Origin of the sequence: Maridesulfovibrio ferrireducens (assembly GCF_016342405.1) — a bacterium.
Taxonomy (GTDB): Bacteria; Desulfobacterota; Desulfovibrionia; order Desulfovibrionales; family Desulfovibrionaceae; genus Maridesulfovibrio; species Maridesulfovibrio ferrireducens_A.
This window is the reverse complement of the sequence record NZ_JAEINN010000007.1, coordinates 1-20,379: the sequence shown is the minus strand read 5'-3', so window position 1 is coordinate 20,379 and position 20,379 is coordinate 1. Positions and strand designations below refer to the sequence as shown.

The following is a 20,379-nucleotide window of genomic DNA, read 5'->3' as shown; positions in this document are numbered from 1 at the left end:
ATATTTTTACACCAAACAAATAATTTAACGTAAATGCTTTTCTAAAACTTCTGCAAGTTCAGAAGTATAAAGTTCAACCTTAGAACTGTCTTCTGCTTCAACCATAACTCTGGCTACAGATTCTGTTCCAGAATAACGCAAGAGGACACGCCCTCTATCACCGAGTTCTTTTTCAACTTTTTTCAGAGCTTCTTGCACAGCAGGAACCTCTTCAAAAGGGACCTTACGATTAACATGCACATTTTTCAAAGCTTGAGGGTACAATTTCAACAACCCGGAAAGTTCAGATAGCGGCCTGTTCTTTTCGCAGAGTATACGTAATAACTGAAGGGCCGCAAGCAATCCATCACCGGTGGTACTGTATTCTCTAAAAATAAGATGACCTGACTGTTCGCCTCCGAGAATTGCTCCTTCACGCCGCATCGCTTCCATAACGTAACGATCACCGACAGGAGTTCTAAGAAGGGTTCCGCCATGATCCTTCATGAAATTTTCAAGAGCCATATTACTCATAACGGTTGCAACAAGCATGTTTTTAGCAAGTTTTCCGCGTTCCATAAGATCCGCAGCGCACATTGCCATCAACTGATCACCGTCAAGAACCTGCCCTTTTTCATCGACAACGATCAGACGATCACCGTCTCCATCAATGGCCAGTCCGATATCTGCATTCTCTTCAACAACCCTTTGTCCTACTACTTCGGGATATAATGAGCCACATTTATCATTGATATTAAGACCATTAGGTTTATCACCAATGGTAACGACTTCAGCTCCAAGTTCTTCAAACATATTGCCAAGACTATAAGTAGCTCCATTGGCACAATCAAGAACAAGTTTAATACCTTTAAGAGTCATTTCCTGCGGAAAACTATATTTCAAGTAAACAATGTAGCGGCCTCTGGCGTCTTCAATCTTAAAAGCTCTGCCTACCTTTTCAGACTGAGGATAATCCCAGTTAGGATTGTCAGAAAGCACCATTTCTGAAATTTGATCTTCAAGCTCGTCAGGTAATTTAAAACCGTTTTTATCAAACAGCTTGATTCCATTATCCATAAATGGATTATGGGAAGCAGATATGACAATTCCGAGATCCGCACGCATGTTACGTGTCAGAAAAGATATGGCTGGAGTAGGCATCGGCCCTACCTGAAAAACATCCATTCCCATGGCGCAAAGACCTGCTGTCAGAGCTGATTCAAAAACATACCCTGAAAGCCTTGTATCTTTACCGATAATAACTTTGTGACGCTGCTTACCATTTCTAAAAAAATGGCCGCACGCAAGCCCTAGTTTCAATGCAATATCAGGTGTCATCGGGAAAATATTAACCTGACCACGCAGGCCGTCAGTTCCGAATAAACGTTTACTCATCCAAGATCTCCCAAGAAAGACAAAATCATACGCTAATGATCAGTTGGTGTCTGTCTCGATATTGTTACAGTTATTTCTTCAGGATTTTTCTTACTTACTATGCACCCTGAAGGGACGCTTACATCATAAGGCACGATGTTTTTACCATTTGGAATTGTTCCATTAATATCTATCGAAGCGGTAATTTCATTTCTAAAACCGCTCTTTCTAAAGAACGGCTTCGGCCCTTGCACATACAGCCTGACAAAGTTCTGGCTGGCAGTGAATTCAACTTCTTCAGGCCCAAGTATGTACAGTGGAACTTTGACCCACATTTTTGCACTTCTTACTTTAAAATCCAAAGCAACTGAAACTATTCCAGGGTTGGATTCAACTTCCTCAGGAAGATTCAAAGGAATATCGCCCCTCCAATTCTGAGGAGAATCAGTATCAAGCATTATAGTCTGAGTGCGAACCTGAGCAACCTTTTTAAGAATAGATGCCGGTCCACGTAAAGTGACTTCTGAAGGATTAGATGATTTTTCTGTCAACGTGTAATCACGATCCAGTTTTCCCTTCCATGTGGGAATTACCGAAACTTTCTTTTTCACATACATATCAACATCAAGATTGATAGTAGAAGGATTCATTTCTATGACTTCCAAAGCACTGCCGAGTCCCAGCTTATCAGCAACAATAGCAATTGGATTCGCGCCTAATACCAGCTGTCCGGTATCAAGGGAATATGCCATTTTTTTAGTATCAAGATTACGAATTAAGCCCTTTGGTCCCCTAACTCGCGCCGAGACTTTAGAAATCATACCACTACGTATAATCATACCCTGTGGAGGATTGACAATTTCCAAAGGAAATTCAACCCAAGTTTCGACAAGATCACGTCCTGTTACCAGATACCATGTCAAAATGGACATCATCAATGCCAATACGGCTATTTTCCAGCGCTCATTTACCATAATACTAACTCAAAGTATTTTTGAGTACACGTTTAAGTCTGACTATATCCAAACTTGTAGTAAGCTTGCCGCCTATTGCAACAGAGATAGAGCCTCTTTCCTCCGAAACCACGATTGCAACAACATCTGTTTCTTCACTGATCCCTAAAGCAGCTCTATGCCGTGTGCCTATTGAACTCTGCTGAGTAGGAACCTGTGCAAGAGGCAAAATGCAAGAAGCTGCAACAATCCTGTTTGAGTTAATAACAACCGCCCCGTCATGCAGTGGAGTGTCAGGCCAAAAAATATTTATAAGAAGCTGTTTAGTTATTTTAGAATCTACTTCGACACCTTTTTCAATAATATCCCCCAGAGGAACATTCTTTTGAATAACAACAAGCGCACCAATTTTACGTCGGGCCATAGAATCCATGGCTGAACAGATTTCATCAATGACTGCAATTTTAAAATCATTTTTACGCCAAAAACGTCCGGCCCCCATCTGAGCTAGACCTTTACGGATATCCCGCTGGAATAAAATAATAATAATAAGAAAAATTGAACTAAGAAAATTGGTAAGAAGCCAGTTGAGGGTATAAAGACCGAAAACATCGGAAGTGTAATAAACAAGTAATATAAAAAATAAACCCCAGATGATTGCAGCAGCACGCGTTCCGCGCACCAAAAGAATCACATAGAAATAGACCACCGCGACGAGGCCGATATCCAGCAATTCCTTCCATGAAATCTGAAATCCTAAAAATTCAAACATTAACTACCCTCAGTAATCGCCTTAACAACCTTCAAGGTTTGAAAAGTCAACGCAACATCATGAACCCGATGAATCGGCACTCCGCGAGCAGCGAGAATGGCCGTGGCTGCCTGTGTTGCATTTTGACGTTCGTGCGTTTCAAGCCCCAATAACTTGCCCCATAAGGACTTATTTGAAAGTCCCATGTAAACCGGAAAACCTAAATCCATCAACACGTCAATATTCTTTAATATAGCAATATTATGCTCAAGAGTTTTACCAAACCCTATGCCAGGATCAATTACTATGTTTTTTTCGGGTAATCCAGCCTTTAAGAGTTTTTCAAGACTTTTTTTAAAAAAAGATAAAACATCTTCAATCACATCATCATATTGTGGAGATAATTGCATCTTTTCAGGAGAACCTTGACTATGCATTAACACATAACCGGGCTTCTTGTCCGCTACAATTTCAAGCAAAGCCGGATCTGAACTAAAGGCTGAAACATCGTTTACAATTGAAGCTCCAGCTTCGATTGCTGCCAAAGCAACTTCATGCTTCACCGTATCAATTGAAACAACATGATCTTTGGCAAGTTCCTCAATCACAGGAACAACCCTGCGAAGTTCTGCTTCCACAGAAACAGGTTCTGCAAAGGGTCTGGTGCTTTCTCCACCCACATCTAAAATATCAGCCCCCTGCGCAGCTAACATTCTTCCGTTGGCAATAGCTTTCTGAGGATCGTAGTTTGTGCCTCCGTCATAAAAAGAATCAGGAGTAACATTCACAATTCCGGCAATAAAAAAAGGGGCAGGGCCTAAAACCCTGCCCCCTTTAATGGTCCATGTATAGGTCCGATTCATTTCACTCTTCCGACTACTCAGAGCCTTTTTTATCTTCAGAAGGTTTCGCTTCTTCAGATTTATTTTCGGATTCTTCGCTGTCAATTGATCCATCAAAAGAAAAATCTTTCTTTTCTTCTTCAGAATCATTTTTTGAATCAGTTACAGTGTCATCTTCAACTTTTTCTTCAACGGTTTCTTGAACAGGAGTATATCCTGTTTTTGCTGTGGAGGCATATGCCTTTGCACCGGTTGAAGGCTTTACGGTAGAATTAATTTTTTCAAGCGGAGGTAATACGCCGCCGTCCATAAGAATATCAATCTCATCACCGGAGATAGTTTCACGCTCAAGCAATGCTTCAGCCAGCTTATGAAGAAACTCTTTCTTCTCGCTCAGCAAAGTCCTAGCAGTCTCTTGAGCGGTATCAATAATTCTTCTGACTTCTGAATCTATAAGACGCGATGTGTCTTCACTGAAGTCTTTGCCGTGACCGAATTCCTTGCCTAAGAAAACCTGATCATTAGTCTCACCGAAGGTCATAGGTCCGAGCTTCTCACTCATACCCCATTGACAAACCATACTGCGGGCCATCTTAGTTGCGCGCTCAATATCGTTGCTGGCACCGGTTGTCATTTGATCAAGAATCAACTCCTCTGCTACACGGCCGCCAAGCAGCATAACCAGAGTATCTTCAAGGTATTTTTTAGAATAGTTATGACGATCATCAACAGGAAGCTGCTGTGTTACACCAAGCGCTCTTCCTCGAGGAATAATCGTAACTTTATGCACAGGATCAGTATTTTCAAGAAGTTTAGCCACAAGAGCATGTCCGGCTTCATGATAAGCAGTAGTTTCTTTTTCCTTATCGTTAAGGATAAGACTACGGCGTTCTCTGCCCATAAGGACTTTGTCTTTAGCTTCTTCAAAATCAATCATATTAACGTAATCTTGATTATTTTTAGCAGCGTACAATGCAGCTTCATTCACAAGATTTTCAAGATCAGCACCGGAAAAGCCGGGTGTTCCGCGAGCAATAACATCAAGATCAACTTCTTCTGCAAGAGGAGTCTTGCGAGTGTGGACCTTAAGAATATGAGCTCTGCCCCTTACGTCAGGAGTCGGAACAACAACCTGTCTGTCGAAACGCCCGGGTCTAAGTAATGCGGGGTCCAAAACGTCAGGTCTGTTGGTAGCGGCAATAAGAATAACGCCTTCGTTAGACTCAAAACCATCCATCTCAACGAGCAACTGATTAAGAGTCTGCTCGCGTTCGTCATGTCCACCGCCGAGACCAGCTCCACGCTGACGTCCGACTGCATCGATTTCATCAATAAAAATCAAGCAAGGTGCATTCTTTTTACCCTGAGCAAAAAGATCACGAACACGGGATGCACCGACACCGACAAACATTTCAACAAAATCTGAACCGGAAATGGAAAAGAAAGGAACACCAGCTTCACCGGCGACAGCACGGGCAAGTAATGTTTTACCTGTTCCCGGAGAACCGACGAGAAGCACGCCTTTCGGAATACGCCCACCCAAACGGGTAAACTTTTTAGGTTCACTTAAAAATTGTACTATTTCAGAGAGTTCCTCTTTAGCTTCATCTACGCCGGCAACATCTTGAAATGTTACTTTAGCACTTTCTTCATTAAGCATGCGAGCTTTGGAACGCCCGAAAGACATGGCTCCGCCACGACCTCCGCCGCCGCCTCCACCTTGCATCTGACGCATGAAGAAAATCCATACACCGACCAATAACAACATAGGGAACCAAGAAATAAACAGGGTCATATACCAAGGAGCATCTTCTTCAGGCTCCGCGACCACTTCAATTTTATTTTTAATCAGACTCGGAACAAGACTTGGATCATCTGGGCTGTAGGTAACAAAGCGCTTGTCTCCGACCATTACTCCACTGATTTTATGTCCCTGAATCTTGACCTGTATGACTTCTCCCTGATCAACTTTCATAAGAAAATCAGTATAGGATACCTTGAGCTGAGGAGCTACAGGCTGGTTAAAAAGATTGAACAAAACAATCATCACCAACATGATGGTTACCCAGACCAAGAGATTCTTGGCAAAACTGTTCAAAATTCATCTCCTTCATATTTGTCCGGCTTATTGCCTGCAAGACGCAGACTGTCGGCATTCGGACTAAAATCAGTTCTTAGTTTAGTTTCAATCAGTATTAATAAGACTAATTCTAAAAAAGGCAAGGGGAATAGGAAAGATTATTAATGCTTGCCCTTACCTTATAAAATTGGTAGCTGATTTTCTTCACGAACGGAAGTGTTTCGTCACCGGTGTGGCGCCTGGACTTCAAATCCAGTGGACGGGCTAACCCTCGTCGGTAGGTTCGACTCCTATACACTTCCGCCATTCTAGTAACAAACATTCCCTCTACTTCCATGCCACCTCTTTTATAATACACTTGCAGTCAGTTTATAAACATGTTTTTTATATAAAACAGTAATCATTATTTGTTTTCAACACACACAGATAAGGAGCTTTTTATGGATTCCAAATATATAAATGAAAACTCTTTATGCACTGGCGTTGGAATTGTAGACGGCCAACATCAGAACTTCTTTAAATTGCTAAAAAAAATCCGTGAACACGTAACGTTATTAGACAAAGATGAAATAGACACCATCATAGACGAGCTGTTTTTATACAGCCTATATCACTTTGAAACGGAAGAAAACCTGCTAAAAAAATACAATTTAGACAGCTTTCCTAAGCATCTTGAGCAACATAGAGAATTTACTGAAAAAATAGAACAATTTAAAATAGATCACATGCTTAAAAAAGCTGAACTCAGCAACGAGATTATAGATTTTTTAGAACAGTGGCTCATTAACCATATCGCACAAACAGATATTATAGACTTTAAGTCAGCCCAGAAAATTGATGCAGATAAGTTATAAAAAAGCTCCATTCAATTTGAATAGAGCTTTTTTATAACTATTCGAAAAAAATAAAACAATTTTTATTTCAGCCAGCTCTTTAATTCCGAAATCTGAGATTTAACAGATTCGGGTCCTGTTCCGCCGGGTGAAACCCTACGCCTGACTGCGGCTTCATACGAAAGCACTTCAAATACATCTTCCTCTATTTTATCAGAAAAAGACTTCAATTCAACAAGCGTCATATCTTCAAGACCCTTAGCTGCTTTTTCAGCATAAGCGACAGCCGCTCCAGTGATGTGATGAGCTTCACGGAAAGGAATGCCCTTACCTACAAGATAATCTGCAAGCTCCGTCGCATTTAAAAAACCTTTTTTAAGCGCTTTTTCCATGTTTTCAGCGTTAAAGCCCATTGCTTCCATCATGTCTCCCATTATGGAAACAGAAGCATAAACGGTTTTATGTGCATCAAAAAAAGGTTCTTTGTCTTCCTGCATGTCCCTATTATACGCAAGAGGAAGCCCTTTAACGGTAGTAAGCAATGACATTAAGTCACCGAAAACTCTTCCTGTTTTACCGCGCATAAGCTCGCAGACATCGGGATTCTTTTTTTGCGGCATTATGGATGAACCGGTCGAAAAAGCATCCGGCAATTTTATAAAACCGAAACATGGATTCGCCCAGATAATAAGCTCTTCACATATTCTGCTAAGGTGAGTCATAACAAGACTGCCGGTAAAAATAGCTTCTAATACAAAATCACGATCAGAAACTGCATCCAGACTGTTGCGGAACGTATCATCCATACCAAGCTTTTCAGCTGAAGAGGCCGGTTTTAAAGGATAGGTTGTCCCAGCAAGAGCAGCAGCTCCGAGCGGACAAACATTCGCTCTTTTTATACAGTCACATACGCGGCTGTGGTCTCTTTTGAACATCCACGCATAAGCAAGCATATGATGAGCAAGACTTACAGGTTGAGCTGGTTGTAGATGAGTGTATCCCGGAAGGAGAACATCACGATTAGCTTCAGCTTTTTCAGTGAATACAAAAATCAGCTTTTCAAGTGCTGTTTTCCACTTTTCAAGGCTGCGTACAACATACAAACGAAAATCAAGGGCAACCTGATCATTGCGGCTGCGGCCTGTATGAAGTTTTCCACCGACAGCTCCGACTATTTCAGTCAGCCTGCTTTCAATATTCATATGGAGATCTTCCATCTCCTTTTTCCATTCAAACTGGCCTGATTCAATTTCTTCGAGGACGGTATCCAAACCTTTGACTAAGGTCTGGGCTTCCTGAGCGGTCAATACGCCCTGCTCTGCGAGCATCAACGCATGTGCTTTGGAACCTTCGATGTCTTCGCGATAAAGAGTTTTATCAAAGCTGACAGACTGTGTGTAGTCTTCTACTGACGCAGCTGTTTTTTGAGCAAATCTACCGCCCCATAATTTTGCTTCAGCCATAATTAATACCTCGTAATCTCAATGTTTACTAATAACTAAAAATCTCTAAAGAAAAATCCTGCCATGGATCAAACATCAATCCAAAAAATTGAAATGACTCGACACTGGCAGGATTAAAAAACTCAGGCAGAAAGAATCCACCTGAGCAATATTATTTAACTATTTATCGCAGGTTTCGCCGTCTTTCAGCCAGTTGCTTCCAGATTCAGCAGTTTTACCCTTCAATCTTAAACCGATAAGCTTAATGAAGCCTTCAGCATCTTTCTGATCATATACATCATCTTCTTCAAATGTTGCGAGATCAGAACGATAGAGAGAATAAGGAGACTTACGTCCTTCCGGAATAACATTACCTTTGTAGAGTTTTACTCTGACTGTTCCGGTAATCTTTTCCTGTGTCTTATCAATCATAGCCTGAAGAGCTATACGTTCAGGCGCATACCAGTATCCGTTGTATACCATTTCGGCATATTTAGGAATAAGGCTGTCACGAAGATGCATAACTTCGCGGTCCATACAAAGACCTTCAAGATCACGATGAGCAATATGAATGATTGTTCCACCCGGAGTTTCATAAACACCGCGAGACTTCATTCCTACAAACCTGTTTTCAACCATATCAACTCTTCCGATACCATGCTTTCCACCGAGTTCATTGAGTTTTTCAACGAGAGCGGCAGGAGAATGACTGACACCATTAATAGCGACAGGATCCCCACGTTCGAAATCAATAGTGATGATTTCTGGTTCATCAGGAGTCTGTTCAATAGGGGTACAATATCTATATGATTCGGGAGATGGAGCATTCCAAGGATCTTCAAGTTCGGAACCTTCAAAACTTACATGAAGAAGGTTAGCGTCCATTGACCAAGGTTTGCGGCGAGTAACAGGAATATTTATTCCGTTTTTCTCAGCAAACTTAATAAGGTCAGTACGGGATTTAAGATCCCATTCACGCCAAGGTGCAATTGTTTTAAGTCTGGGATTCATACCCATTGCACCAAGTTCAAACCGAACCTGGTCATTCCCTTTACCAGTAGCACCATGTGAAACCGCCTGAGCGCCTTCGCTTTCAGCAATTTCAACCATTCTTTTAGCAATCAAAGGTCGGGCAATGGCTGTACCTAAAAGGTAACGTCCTTCATAAATTGCTCCGGCACGAAAACAAGGGAAAATAAAATCACGCGCAAATTCTTCACGCAGATCTTCAACAAATGCTTTGGTGGCACCAGTTGAAAGCGCTTTCTCTTCGATTCCGTCAAGCTCTTCTCCCTGACCAAGATCAGCGGTGAGAGTTATAACTTCACAATCATATTCTTGCTTGATCCATTTCAATATAATTGAGGTATCAAGACCCCCGGAATAAGCCAAAACAACTTTTTCAACTTTACTCATTATTAATTCCTTCCAATTCTTATTCTATTGCATGAACATTCGGAAGAACTTGAACAGGTCCGAGAATTTTCTCAACTGCTTCAAGGTCAACTTCAATTCCATTTACTGCCCATTCCAAAATAGCTTTCTGCATATGCAATCTGTTTTCAGCCTGATCAAAAATAATAGATCTAGGACCATCAAGAACATCGGCTGTAACTTCCTCTTCCCTGTGTGCAGGCAGACAATGCATAACTTTACAATCAGGAGCTGCGTGAGCAAGGAGTTCTTCGTTAACCTGATAAGGAAGGAAAGCTTTCATACGCTCTTCCTGTTCCTCTTCCTGCCCCATTGAGGCAAAAACATCGGTGTTAACATAATTAGCACCCTCAACAGCTTCAATAGGATCATAGCTCATATTGATTTTCGCACCCATAGCAAGAGCGCGGGCAAGAACGTCAGAATTCGGCTCATACCCTTCAGGAAACGACAATGTGAGATAAATAGGGAAATATATTGCTGCATTAATCCATGAATGCGCCATATTATTACCATCGCCAACCCATGCGACATGGACATTTTCAAGATCAGGAGTTCTTTCGTAAATAGTCAACATATCACTCAAAACCTGACAGGGATGATATCTATCAGTAAGAGCATTAATAACCGGGATAGTTGAATATTCTGAAAGAGTACGAACCTTCTGCTGCTCAAAAGTTCTCACAACAAGAGCATCCGCATAGCGGGACAATACGCGTGCTGTGTCTTCAAGAGGTTCACTTCTTCCGAGCTGAGATTCAGCGGGAGTCATAAAAATTGAATGACCGCCGAGCTGCTCAATCGCAACATCGAAGGAGACTCTGGTTCTTGTAGAAGCTTTTTCAAAAATCAGAATAACAGTTTTACCTTCAAGGCTTTTGTTTCTGATTTTATTATCTTTAAGCTCTTTTGCCCTGAGTACGAGCTGGCCGAGTTCTGAACGTGGAACATCATTTATTTTAAGCAGATGTCTGATCATTTTTAAACTCCAAATAGTATGTGAATAAGCTCTAAAAACAATAACTAAAAATTATTGCTCATAAGAGCAGCTATTGTAAACCATAATTTATAGTGAAATTTAAGCGGATAGCATTAAATAGACAAAAATAAACGAAAAACAGTATTAGCCGAATCAAAATTCAGTTCACTAATACAAACGGGCTGGCGCGCTATCAGTGCCAACCCACTATTCGCTGTCGGAAAATAGGAGCAACTGTCTCAACGGCAACATCTGTAAGCGAATACATCTCCTGCCCGTGATCATATCCAGCCAAATGCAGCAAAGCATGAGCCAGAAGTCTGACAAGGTGATCTTCGGGGACTTGGCCGTAAAGCCTTGTCTCACGAGCTAATGTATCAACAGACAGAACAATTTCACCCAAATATTTATTTTTAGTAATATCTGGCGTTTCAGAAAAAGGAAAACTCAAAACATTGGTAGGCCCGACGCAACCTAAAAAATCATGATTGATCACGGCAATAGCCGAATCATCAGTTATTTTTAAATCAAAGTCGAAACCGTCTATCTTTAAGGTGTTAAGCAGAAGTTCAGCCATATGTGCCACTTCTCTTTTGCTCAACGGAAAATTAGAATCAGGTCTACACTCATATAGCAATGATAAGGTCATATTTTGCCGCCACTGCATTCATAAGAATCATAGGCTTTTACTATTTTTGAAACAAGAGGATGCCTGACAACATCCGTGTCTTCAAATTTCACAAAACTGATCCCTTCAACATTTTTGAGAATATTGCGGGCAACAACCAAACCCGATGAAATATTTCCCGGCAAATCAACTTGAGTAATATCACCGGTAATAACGGCCTTGGAACCGAATCCAAGACGGGTAATAAACATTTTCATCTGTTCAGGAGTGGTGTTCTGCGCTTCATCAAGAATAACGAATGCGTTACTCAGCGTTCTACCGCGCATAAAGGCTAAAGGAGCTATTTCAATGATATTTTCTTCAATCATATCCTGAACTTTTGCATAATCCAGCATATCATAAAGAGCATCATAAAGCGGACGCATATAAGGATTGACCTTATCCACCAGATCACCGGGCAGAAAGCCAAGCTTTTCTCCAGCTTCAACAGCCGGCCTAGTCAGAATAATCTTTTTAACTTCTTTACGAGTATAGGCATAAACAGCCATTGCAACAGCAAGATATGTCTTTCCAGTACCGGCCGGACCAATGGAAAAAACCATATCATTTTCGCGAATAGCAGAAAAATAAGCACGTTGAGTAAGTGTGCGAGGAGAAATTGTTTTTTTAGAAGAAACTGAAAACAGTTCGTCTCTGAAAATTTTTACAAGGTCCGCGGCGGGATTACGGCATATAATTTTATACGCAGCTTCCACGTCTTCCGGAAAAACTTTCTTTCCGGACTTAAGGACTGAATAAAGTTGACTGAAAGACTTCGCGACTGGATCAATAAGCTCATGGCTGTCCGCAATCAGATGTAACGAATTGCCCCTGCTATTAATCTGCACGCCCGAAAGTTTTGAAATTGCATCAAGATTTGAATTCTGAGCACCAAAAAGTGTACTCGATAACCCAACATCATCGAATTCCAATTTTACCCGTATTTTTTCTTGTTCAGACATTTAGATACTACTCTTCTAAGATTTGTCAGGAAGAAATACGGCAGGTTTAAATAATATGCAACTGAATGCTTTAATAAGATTTAGTGCAGAATTATTATTCAGTGAGCAATTCATCTATCGCCGATATAATTGCTTTTGAATCAAACGGTTTGGTGAAGGTATACTTCACACCAAACATCTTAATCCAATCCAAAGAATCATAATTTGCTGAAGAACTTCCGCCTGAAACTGCAATAATCTTAACATCAGGGTTTTCTTTGATAAGTTCCCTTACAGTTTGCACACCTTCTTTTTCAGGCATAAAAATATCAGTTATAACAAGATCAATAGAGCTTTTATCGTAATTATTAAGAGCTTTTACGCCATCTTCTGCTTCCGAAACAACATGACCTTCTTTCTCCAGCATTGCACGAAGAATTTGACGAGATATGGGATCATCATCAACGACGAGAATCCGAGGCATAACCAAACTCCTTAACAATTATATTGTATGCTACTTAGATATCCGTTCAACAAGTAAATATCTAAGTAGCATACTGGAAAACAAAATCAAATTAATATTTTCGTTTACCGCTACCGGCAAAAACTTCATATTCGAGCAATCTACATTCAATTTTAGCATTATAAAAAAGAAGTCTGCGGGAAGTTCTAAGGCCTATACATTTGGCTAAATCTGAATTTCCAGTAAAAACATAGCCTTTATAGCCCTGACATTTATTTTTCAAAAAATCGCCTATAGCTGTATAAATCTTCTCAAGCAGAGTAGAAGCACCCATCCTTTCGCCGTATTCCGGATTAAAAATAATAATGCCCTTACCTTCCGGTATGACCGTATCCCGGAAATCACAAACGTCAAATTCTATGTGATGTTCAACCCCTGCTGCACGGGCATTTTTACGAGCAGCCTCGACAGCTTCAGGATCAAGATCAGTTGCAATAATTTTTCCATCAAATGAAGTACGTTCTCTATCTTCAGCCTCCATACACAAATTATCCCAATACGCCTCATTGTAACCAGGCAGTCTCATGAAAGCGTATGTGTCGCGGATAAGTCCTGGAGCACCGGAAAGAGCAATAAGAGCGGCCTCAATTGCAAGAGTACCACTACCACACATAGGTGAAATAAAGTTTCCGCGTCCGGTCCACCCTGTAGCTTTAACCAGAGTTGCAGCCAGTGTTTCTTGTAAAGGAGCTTTATGAGGAAGCTTCCTATAACCTCTTTTGGAAAGAGGCACGCCGGAAGTATCAAGATAAATAGTACAGTCGTCGCCTCTCCAATGGAGAAAAACGATAATTCCTGTCATTTCGGGACCGGAAGAAGGTCTTCTGCCCAGTTTTTCACGCACCTTGTCAACAATGGCGTCTTTAACTCTGACGTTGGCAAACCGTGTATCTGTAATAGTTTCAGTAATGACTGATGAAGTAATCGTGAGATAATCGTCCGGAGAAAGAATTCTTTCCCATTCCATTTCTTTAACTTCTTCGTACATCTGATCAGGAGTGGCAGCCTTAAATTTCTTAAGCTGGTACAACACTCTATGACCGCAACGAGTCCACAGGTTGAGCCGCATACACTCATTAAGAGATGCCTTGGTTTCAACCCCGGCATAAAATTCGTTTCTTACCTTAAAACCCATCTTCGTAATTTCTTCCGCGAGATAAGGCGAGAAACCTTTAGGACAAGTGACCATAACTACACTTTTGCGTTCAAAATCGAGCATTATATCCTCATTTGGCGTGAATTTAAAAATATATCATCAAATCTGTTTGTAACGGATATACAGAAAAGTTGAAATCCACAAATCATTTTATGAAACGTAAAAAAGGCCGGCCTCATCTGAAACATTACTTAAGCAGTAACTAGTTTATTCCATATCAGGCAGAAATTCAACAGAACCGTTGCAATCCATACAGCTTGACATTATATTACTTCTAGAAGCTTCATGAGATGGAGAATTCTGTCCATCTGCACCCCGGTGTCCAGCTAAGTCATTGGTTTTGCTGAAGCGAATCCTCTTTCTTTTTTTCCTGTCAAAAGCGATTAATATCCAAGTATTTTTGATTCGATCACACTTCAATCTAATAACATTTGTGCTGATAAATAAGCTTCCGACACGTAAACTTTTTTATCTTATATAGATTTGATTATGTCTTCTTTTACTATCTAAAATATTACGCTCCCCCTTCGCAACGGCAGGTAGACTAAAGCTATCGAGCCATCAGCCACATCAGATAACTTACAAATCTTAACCTATAGATAAAGGATGACTAAGCCATGATAAAACCGAAAACAAAAAAACCGGGAAAAGATACGGAAGATATAGCTGACGCTCTCAAGCAATTCATGCGGCTTGCACAATATGAAATACCGGAAGTAAATGAGGATAGCGATGAATTGTTGCCTTTCGATGAAACCTTTCCTGAACCTACTCCTGCTCAGCTTCTACGCGGAGCCAGAACCCGCGAAAACATGACTCAAGCTGAACTTGCAACAGCTGTCGGAATTCATAGAAACAGCATTTCTGAAATGGAAAGAGGCGTACGAAATATCAGCGTTGATATGGCTAAGCGTTTAGGAGAAGTTCTCAACACCTCTTACAAACGCTTTCTATAAAAAAAAATATGACTTGATAAAAATTATGGACCAACCTTAATAAGGCTGGTCCATTTTTAATTTACTATCTCAGAACATCGCCTAGACAACATTAGCTACTATTGCTTCTTGAAATAAGACTTAATGCGATCCTGAACATTTTTCTCAATATTTCGATACCAGAAAGCATAATCAAACTTATGCAACACGCCTTTGGGAAAATGTCCAATCTCAACTTTTTCCGGCGGAGTGGTGATCAAAGCGCCAATTTTCTTGTCAACACGTGCTCCAGTGTAATGTGGAACTTCCCGTATAATTGTACCTTTGAAATCATCGAAGAACACGGCCCCCAAGTTGAGGCTCTTATCAGCCGGAGTTTCGTCAGTGGTCCAAGTCAATGGATTGATGCAAATAGCTCCGGGACGCAGCACCGGAGAACCTGTGGCGCCGGGGGCCTGGGTATTCCAGGAGATGACCACGCCGGTGTCATCCGCCTTCTGAGCGGGCTTAATCCACGGGTAGTTTTTCAAATCCTCATCCGTAACAGAATAACCGATGAGATAAGCTGCAACGAGCGCATTCTGCAGTTTAGGATCTTTAAACCTGCTTCGAATCAAGTCGAGCATAACCACAGAACCTTGACTGTGTGCAGCCAGAATAAAGGGACGTCCATTATTCAGAAAATTTAGATAGTAATCAAAAGCCCGATGCACATCGTCAGCTCCAATCCGGAAATACGAATTAAGCATCATGTCCTGCTTTGGATCAAGACAGGCAAAAGTCACCTGACGATAGTAGGGAGCGAATAAATTAGCAGAACCAGAAAAAACACCAGCCTGTGCTTTGAGTAACCCCTGCACATCTGAGCGCAATGTTTTATCAAAAATATCCATATTTTTCGGGGAGGTCTTGGGGTAAATAGTGGGATACACATAAAAAACGTCCACTGATTTTTGTGGATTCACGGGTTTTGATGCCCAACTGATATTTTTGCTGTAATCCGGACAAGCCGGTATGCACTCGAGCAAAGCTTGCGATTTTTTAGTATTACCTTCCACAGCCAAGACGGGCGAAACAAGACAAAGACTGAAAAATGAAAATAGAATGGCGGTTAGGACGTATCGCATTGTGGTATCTCCTGAAAATATTAGCTAAGTGTATACCGCTTATCACGACCAGCTTAAACAGTAAATAATAGCCCCATCTACTACGCAAAGCAGCAAATAAAGGCGGAAACCCACAAAAAAAGCCCCGAAGAGTGATGTACTAGACATCTATCTAAGGGGCTGTTTTTATTCTGGTTGGTGCGAAAGGAGAGACTCGAACTCTCACGGATTAACCGCTGGATCCTAAATCCCAAAGAACCCCACCTTGCTACATGCCATACACGCCCGAACTCATTAAAATATAAAGATATTGTTGAAACAACGCTCCTACTGTAGTACCCGATAGAATTGCAAATTGAGGGACAGACAAGGGACAACAAGGAGCAGTTATGAAATGGGTAAATACAGGCTATCTCGGCATCAGATACAGAGAGCATTCCACTCGCAAGTGGGGTCGCCGTCCTGACAGATATTATGTCATCAGATACAGAAAAAATAAAGGAGGAAAACAAATTGAGGAAGCCGTCGGCTGGACCTCTGAAGGATGGACTACAACTTCCGTTGCCGATCTCCTTGCGAAAATTAAGCAGAATAACGAAATCGGTGAAGGACCGAAGACTCTGGAGGAAATGCGCACTGACAGTTCCAGAAAGAAAATAGCTGAAACGCAAGCCAACGCTCCGGCAGAAGTTATGTTTGATGAGATCGCTCATAGATATATCGAATGGGCCAAAACAAATAAGCCCGGTTCCTGGAAGGCTGATCAGTATAGACTGAGAAAGCACCTTCTGCCGCAATACTCGGGAAGAAAACTTGTTAACATCACTAAGGCAGATATCGAACTGCTGAAAGAAACTCTGCTGACTAATCCACGTTCTCCTATTAATCATGAACCTCTCGCCCCTGCCACTGTCATGCAATGCCTCACTCTCATCAGATCCATGTTCAACTATGCGGCCAACACACCGCTCTTTGATAACAATCCCGACATTATGATCTTCGAAGGATACAATCCGGCCAGTATGTCCAAACGCTACCAGCGCGGAATCAAGCCGCCCAAAGTGAACAACCAGATTCAGAGAGTTCTCACAGACACCGAAGTAAATATGATTCTGAACTATGCAAAAATAAAGCATCCTGATTTTCATGATGTAATCCTCTGCACGTTGGATCAAGGATATCGGCGCAACGAAATAGCCAGCCTCTGCGGATATACAGTTAATCAGGAAAGCTGGACTGTCACTATTCTCGATAGCAAAGGTAAAACCCGCCAAAGCTACGCTGGCATCCTCTACCCCACAGCTCAACAGATTCTGCAAGAGCGCATTCAAGAATTCGGCGTTGACCTTGTTTTCCCCGGCAGAGGCAAAGCCAAACGCGACTTGAGGCATATTACCAGAATGTTCACTGACATATGCGATAAGACAAACATTAATAAAGGAATCTCGGATCGAAGATTCAGAATAACTTTTCACGGCCTTCGCCATAAATTTGCAACCTCCCTGCTGGAGCGCGGCATGGATATTTATTCGCTTATGACCATAATGGGACACAATGACATAAATACCACACGCCGCTATCTCCATCTATGCAACAACGGACTCAGAGAAAGAGCCATGCAACTTAAGACAACACAGACACTCAGCATCCAAACGCCTTGATCTCACCGACTTGAACGCCCTTTCTTTCAAGATATTCAAGAAAATAGCGGACAGGATAACAACGCTTGCCGTTAATCATCAAAAATTTTCGCGGCCCCTGCCTTTTGGCTTCATCATGCTCAATGGTTTTGGGCTTGATGAGTCCGGCAGTGATCACTGAAACCTCAACTCTGGGAATAAGGGGAGGATATTCCTTTTCAAATTCAGCCAAAGGACCAAGCACAACATCATCAACCATTGCCTTTTTATTATAACTTCCTTTCATCACTCACTCCATACGATATCGGTTAATGCCATTCCGACCACGGTTCCGAGCAACGGCTCAGTGTCCGCAACATCACCACACTCATACAATTCATGCTCTTTATCTCCGGCCAGATCCTTAATCAAAGACAGAGTCGACATTTCCAAATAGTGCCACGGCTTTTTCCCGCCCTTCTGGAGCTTCGTAATCAGCGCATCACAAACCAGCATATGAACCGCCAGCCAGTAGTGCATCCAATCTTCAGCTCCGAACTCACCATCCGGAAACATCACTTCCACAGTATCCCTGACCTGCCTGAACGACATGCTGACAGCCTTGTTCGCTCTGGTACTGGAAATAGTATCAAGCCTGTCCCGCGCCTCGAAACACCATTTATGTATCTTCTCAAGAGAGGAACGGCCGCGCGCGGATTTACAAAAGGACTCATCCATCAACTCCAGCCCCGTTCCAACCATGGACAGCACAACATGAAGCTGTCTGTTTGTGATGGCCTGCCGCTTACGCCTACTGTTAAGATTATTTGTCATGATCCTCCCTTATAAGAGCTTCCAGTCCACTTGCCGCAATGTCCTTCAGACAAATCCTTAAAGCCCCTTCCACTAACTTGGACTTAGTCACCACTCCGAATGTTCGCTTAAGCTTAACCTGCATCAGCTCCAAATCTTCATTCACTGCTTCATCTACATAGACAGTCAATTTGTAAGGTTTAGCTTTTGACGTCTTGACGTCACGACGTCCAAGCTGTTTAACGTCCTGACGACTGACCGCCTTGTCGTCTTGACGCTCTGACGGCGTACCGCCACCTCGACCGCCCAGAACAGTATCCAAAAGATCAGGAGTCTTTTCTCTATCGTCTGACATATTCATCCACCGTACAGGCCAGCTCTTCGTACATACCGGCTCCTATACATTTTGGAGCATACTCATAAATAGTCTTAGCGTGACCAAAACATTCAGACACCCTGACGTTCTTAGGAATCGGCATGGTCACTTTATCTCCGAAGTGCTTTTTAAGCAGATCATGCACTTCTTCGCACTGCTTCTCTCTACGATCCAAAAAAGTAGGGACGATGTAATCAATCATTAAATCCGGACGGTATTTCTGGACCTGCTCAAGATTCTGAACAAACTCCGCAACTCCATCCAGACTCATGGCCATAAGCGAAACAGGACACAGCAGTTCATCTACATAAAAGAACACGTTTACGTTCAGCACATCCCAACCCGGCGATGTATCAAAAATCACATAATCAAAATTCATAGATTCAAGAGGTTCAAGCAATTCTGTAAGAGCCATCTCACGTTTCATGGAACGGTTTGAAATCCATTCCTTCAAAATAGCCAGATCCGCACCCCCGGCTATAACCTGCAAATTTTCCCGAGCCTGTATCAAACAATCTTTAAGCTGAACATTGCGAACCACATCAGCCAGACAAAATTCAGGGGTAAGCCCGAAATAGCGACTCACCTGCCCCTGCGTGTCCAGATCCACAAGCACCACGGATTTACCCCGCCGCGCCAGTCCATGAGCCAGATTCACAGCGGTTGTTGTTTTACCGACTCCCCCCTTTGACAAACAAACAGCTATCCGGCGCATAACCGACCTCCCGATAAACTTTTCATGAGCATGGAAACCTCCGCTATGTTTTGCTTTATTCCTCGCCGGAAAGCGGAATGAATCCCGACTCCCGGCCAGAAATAAAACTCGGCAAATAAATATGTTTATCATGTTGATAATATTGCAATAGACAAGTTAAACTCAGCATTGCGCTTATTCCTTCTCCAGAATATCTATTAAGCTGGGGTGAGTTTTCAGCACAGGGAGAGCCAGACGCACGGAAGCGCGAATGTATTTGGACTGCTGGCCGCCTGAAACACGCAGGAGTTCATCCTTCATCTTTTCAGACATGACTACGGATACGTTTTCGATAAGAGGAGAACGTTTGCGTTTGCGGGAAAAACTGGTGGAGAGAAGGCTAACAGCGTATTCTTCTCTTTTATGTTTAAAATACAGAATACCGCCAACAATCAAAGCTGCAACGAAAAGACAGCAAAGGATGATTAGTACGATTTCAATACTTGCATCGGGCGGCATCGTTTGGATTGCACTTGAATAAGGCATTAAACTTCCCCGTCCTTAGCTTTAGGCCCGGTCTTTTGGGCTTTGGCTGGCAGGGGAATTAAATCAACAGGCAGTTTTAAACCTTCATCATCCAGTTCCAGATTGCACAGTTTTTTATAAACTGAGTGTCTTGTGTATTTACCATTCAGTATTTGAGATAACCTCTGAGGAGTCACATCAAGCTTAGTGGCTACATCCTTCTTTAGAACTTCATTGCGGATGAACCATATATCAAGGTCTACCCTTTTACTTTGACTGGTTGATCCTGCCACACTTTTCTGGACAGTTAGTTAAGCCACAAAAATATTTTCCTGACAGTTGATTTCAAATTCATCA

General features: G+C 42.0%; 22 protein-coding genes and 1 tRNA gene. 4 read left to right on the top strand and 19 right to left on the bottom strand.

Features of this window, described 5'->3' with window-relative positions; genetic code table 11:
• Nucleotides 1–24 precede the first annotated feature (24 nt).
• Genes glmM through ftsH form a run of 5 tightly spaced genes read right to left on the bottom strand, consistent with a single transcriptional unit; the run spans nucleotide 25 to nucleotide 5,997 of the window.
• On the bottom strand, nucleotides 25–1,374 hold the full coding sequence (gene glmM / locus JEY82_RS09000; protein ID WP_304085092.1) for a phosphoglucosamine mutase: 1,350 nt from the start codon (nucleotides 1,372–1,374) through the stop codon (nucleotides 25–27).
• Nucleotides 1,375–1,406: 32 nt separating this feature from the next.
• Nucleotides 1,407–2,327 (bottom strand): YbbR-like domain-containing protein, encoded by a 921-nt coding sequence (locus tag JEY82_RS08995; protein WP_304085091.1) that lies wholly within the window; start codon nucleotides 2,325–2,327, stop codon nucleotides 1,407–1,409.
• A 4-nt stretch (nucleotides 2,328–2,331) separates the two neighbouring features.
• The gene (gene cdaA / locus JEY82_RS08990) at nucleotides 2,332–3,078 is read right to left on the bottom strand and encodes a diadenylate cyclase CdaA (RefSeq protein ID WP_304085090.1); all 747 of its coding nucleotides are present in this window, start codon (nucleotides 3,076–3,078) and stop codon (nucleotides 2,332–2,334) included.
• Nucleotides 3,078–3,920: a dihydropteroate synthase gene (gene folP / locus JEY82_RS08985; RefSeq protein WP_304085089.1), complete on the bottom strand. Its 843-nt coding sequence runs from the start codon at nucleotides 3,918–3,920 to the stop codon at nucleotides 3,078–3,080. Before folP ends, cdaA begins: the two co-directional genes overlap by 1 nt.
• A gap of 13 nt (nucleotides 3,921–3,933) precedes the next feature.
• Nucleotides 3,934–5,997 carry an ATP-dependent zinc metalloprotease FtsH gene (gene ftsH, locus JEY82_RS08980; RefSeq protein WP_304085088.1) on the bottom strand — a complete coding sequence of 688 codons (2,064 nt, stop codon included), beginning with the start codon at nucleotides 5,995–5,997 and terminating at the stop codon, nucleotides 3,934–3,936.
• A 194-nt stretch (nucleotides 5,998–6,191) separates the two neighbouring features.
• Here ftsH and JEY82_RS08975 point away from each other — a divergent pair.
• Together JEY82_RS08975 and JEY82_RS08970 are read left to right on the top strand one after the other, a co-directional pair.
• Nucleotides 6,192–6,285, top strand: a tRNA-Sec gene (locus JEY82_RS08975).
• Between the two features lie 134 nt (nucleotides 6,286–6,419).
• Entirely contained in the window at nucleotides 6,420–6,833 is a 414-nt protein-coding gene (locus JEY82_RS08970) for a bacteriohemerythrin (protein ID WP_304085087.1), read from the top strand.
• Nucleotides 6,834–6,895: 62 nt separating this feature from the next.
• Here JEY82_RS08970 and argH read toward each other — a convergent pair whose 3' ends face one another.
• The 7 genes from argH to JEY82_RS08935 form a co-directional block, all read right to left on the bottom strand.
• Nucleotides 6,896–8,275, bottom strand: coding sequence for an argininosuccinate lyase (gene argH, locus JEY82_RS08965; RefSeq protein WP_304085086.1), 1,380 nt, complete (start codon nucleotides 8,273–8,275; stop codon nucleotides 6,896–6,898).
• Nucleotides 8,276–8,434: 159 nt separating this feature from the next.
• On the bottom strand, nucleotides 8,435–9,670 hold the full coding sequence (locus JEY82_RS08960) for an argininosuccinate synthase (RefSeq protein WP_304085085.1): 1,236 nt from the start codon (nucleotides 9,668–9,670) through the stop codon (nucleotides 8,435–8,437).
• 19 nt (nucleotides 9,671–9,689) lie between these two features.
• Complete coding sequence (gene argF, locus JEY82_RS08955) at nucleotides 9,690–10,667, bottom strand: ornithine carbamoyltransferase (protein WP_304085084.1); 978 nt, start codon at nucleotides 10,665–10,667, stop codon at nucleotides 9,690–9,692.
• Between the two features lie 193 nt (nucleotides 10,668–10,860).
• Nucleotides 10,861–11,316 carry an rRNA maturation RNase YbeY gene (ybeY, locus tag JEY82_RS08950; protein ID WP_304085083.1) on the bottom strand — a complete coding sequence of 152 codons (456 nt, stop codon included), beginning with the start codon at nucleotides 11,314–11,316 and terminating at the stop codon, nucleotides 10,861–10,863.
• The gene (locus JEY82_RS08945) at nucleotides 11,313–12,296 is read right to left on the bottom strand and encodes a PhoH family protein (protein WP_304085082.1); all 984 of its coding nucleotides are present in this window, start codon (nucleotides 12,294–12,296) and stop codon (nucleotides 11,313–11,315) included. The genes ybeY and JEY82_RS08945 overlap by 4 nt, the downstream gene beginning before the upstream one ends.
• Before the next feature lie 94 nt (nucleotides 12,297–12,390).
• Nucleotides 12,391–12,759 carry a response regulator gene (locus JEY82_RS08940; protein WP_304085081.1) on the bottom strand — a complete coding sequence of 123 codons (369 nt, stop codon included), beginning with the start codon at nucleotides 12,757–12,759 and terminating at the stop codon, nucleotides 12,391–12,393.
• A gap of 91 nt (nucleotides 12,760–12,850) precedes the next feature.
• Nucleotides 12,851–14,017, bottom strand: coding sequence for a class I SAM-dependent RNA methyltransferase (locus tag JEY82_RS08935; protein WP_304085080.1), 1,167 nt, complete (start codon nucleotides 14,015–14,017; stop codon nucleotides 12,851–12,853).
• A gap of 554 nt (nucleotides 14,018–14,571) precedes the next feature.
• On the opposite strand from JEY82_RS08935, the gene JEY82_RS08930 reads away from it, so the two are divergent.
• Nucleotides 14,572–14,910 carry a helix-turn-helix domain-containing protein gene (locus tag JEY82_RS08930; RefSeq protein WP_304085079.1) on the top strand — a complete coding sequence of 113 codons (339 nt, stop codon included), beginning with the start codon at nucleotides 14,572–14,574 and terminating at the stop codon, nucleotides 14,908–14,910.
• A gap of 98 nt (nucleotides 14,911–15,008) precedes the next feature.
• Here JEY82_RS08930 and JEY82_RS08925 read toward each other — a convergent pair whose 3' ends face one another.
• Nucleotides 15,009–16,016 carry a DUF3089 domain-containing protein gene (locus tag JEY82_RS08925; RefSeq protein WP_304085078.1) on the bottom strand — a complete coding sequence of 336 codons (1,008 nt, stop codon included), beginning with the start codon at nucleotides 16,014–16,016 and terminating at the stop codon, nucleotides 15,009–15,011.
• Nucleotides 16,017–16,384: 368 nt separating this feature from the next.
• On the opposite strand from JEY82_RS08925, the gene JEY82_RS08920 reads away from it, so the two are divergent.
• Entirely contained in the window at nucleotides 16,385–17,656 is a 1,272-nt protein-coding gene (locus JEY82_RS08920) for a tyrosine-type recombinase/integrase (protein WP_304085077.1), read from the top strand.
• Here JEY82_RS08920 and JEY82_RS08915 read toward each other — a convergent pair.
• The 6 genes from JEY82_RS08915 to JEY82_RS08890 all read right to left on the bottom strand — a co-directional run bounded on the left by JEY82_RS08915 (nucleotide 17,637) and on the right by JEY82_RS08890 (nucleotide 20,315).
• Nucleotides 17,637–17,921: a hypothetical protein gene (locus tag JEY82_RS08915; protein WP_304085076.1), complete on the bottom strand. Its 285-nt coding sequence runs from the start codon at nucleotides 17,919–17,921 to the stop codon at nucleotides 17,637–17,639. The two genes, JEY82_RS08920 and JEY82_RS08915, sit on opposite strands and share 20 nt — an antisense overlap.
• Entirely contained in the window at nucleotides 17,921–18,448 is a 528-nt protein-coding gene (locus JEY82_RS08910) for a hypothetical protein (RefSeq protein ID WP_304085075.1), read from the bottom strand. Before JEY82_RS08910 ends, JEY82_RS08915 begins: the two co-directional genes overlap by 1 nt.
• Complete coding sequence (locus JEY82_RS08905; protein ID WP_304085074.1) at nucleotides 18,438–18,782, bottom strand: hypothetical protein; 345 nt, start codon at nucleotides 18,780–18,782, stop codon at nucleotides 18,438–18,440. The genes JEY82_RS08910 and JEY82_RS08905 overlap by 11 nt, the downstream gene beginning before the upstream one ends.
• Nucleotides 18,769–19,518 carry a ParA family protein gene (locus tag JEY82_RS08900; RefSeq protein WP_304085073.1) on the bottom strand — a complete coding sequence of 250 codons (750 nt, stop codon included), beginning with the start codon at nucleotides 19,516–19,518 and terminating at the stop codon, nucleotides 18,769–18,771. The genes JEY82_RS08905 and JEY82_RS08900 overlap by 14 nt, the downstream gene beginning before the upstream one ends.
• A 174-nt stretch (nucleotides 19,519–19,692) precedes the next feature.
• Nucleotides 19,693–20,043, bottom strand: a complete 351-nt coding sequence (locus JEY82_RS08895) for a hypothetical protein (RefSeq protein ID WP_304085072.1) — start codon at nucleotides 20,041–20,043, stop codon at nucleotides 19,693–19,695.
• Nucleotides 20,043–20,315, bottom strand: a complete 273-nt coding sequence (locus tag JEY82_RS08890; protein ID WP_304085071.1) for a hypothetical protein — start codon at nucleotides 20,313–20,315, stop codon at nucleotides 20,043–20,045. Before JEY82_RS08890 ends, JEY82_RS08895 begins: the two co-directional genes overlap by 1 nt.
• Nucleotides 20,316–20,379: the final 64 nt, after the last annotated feature.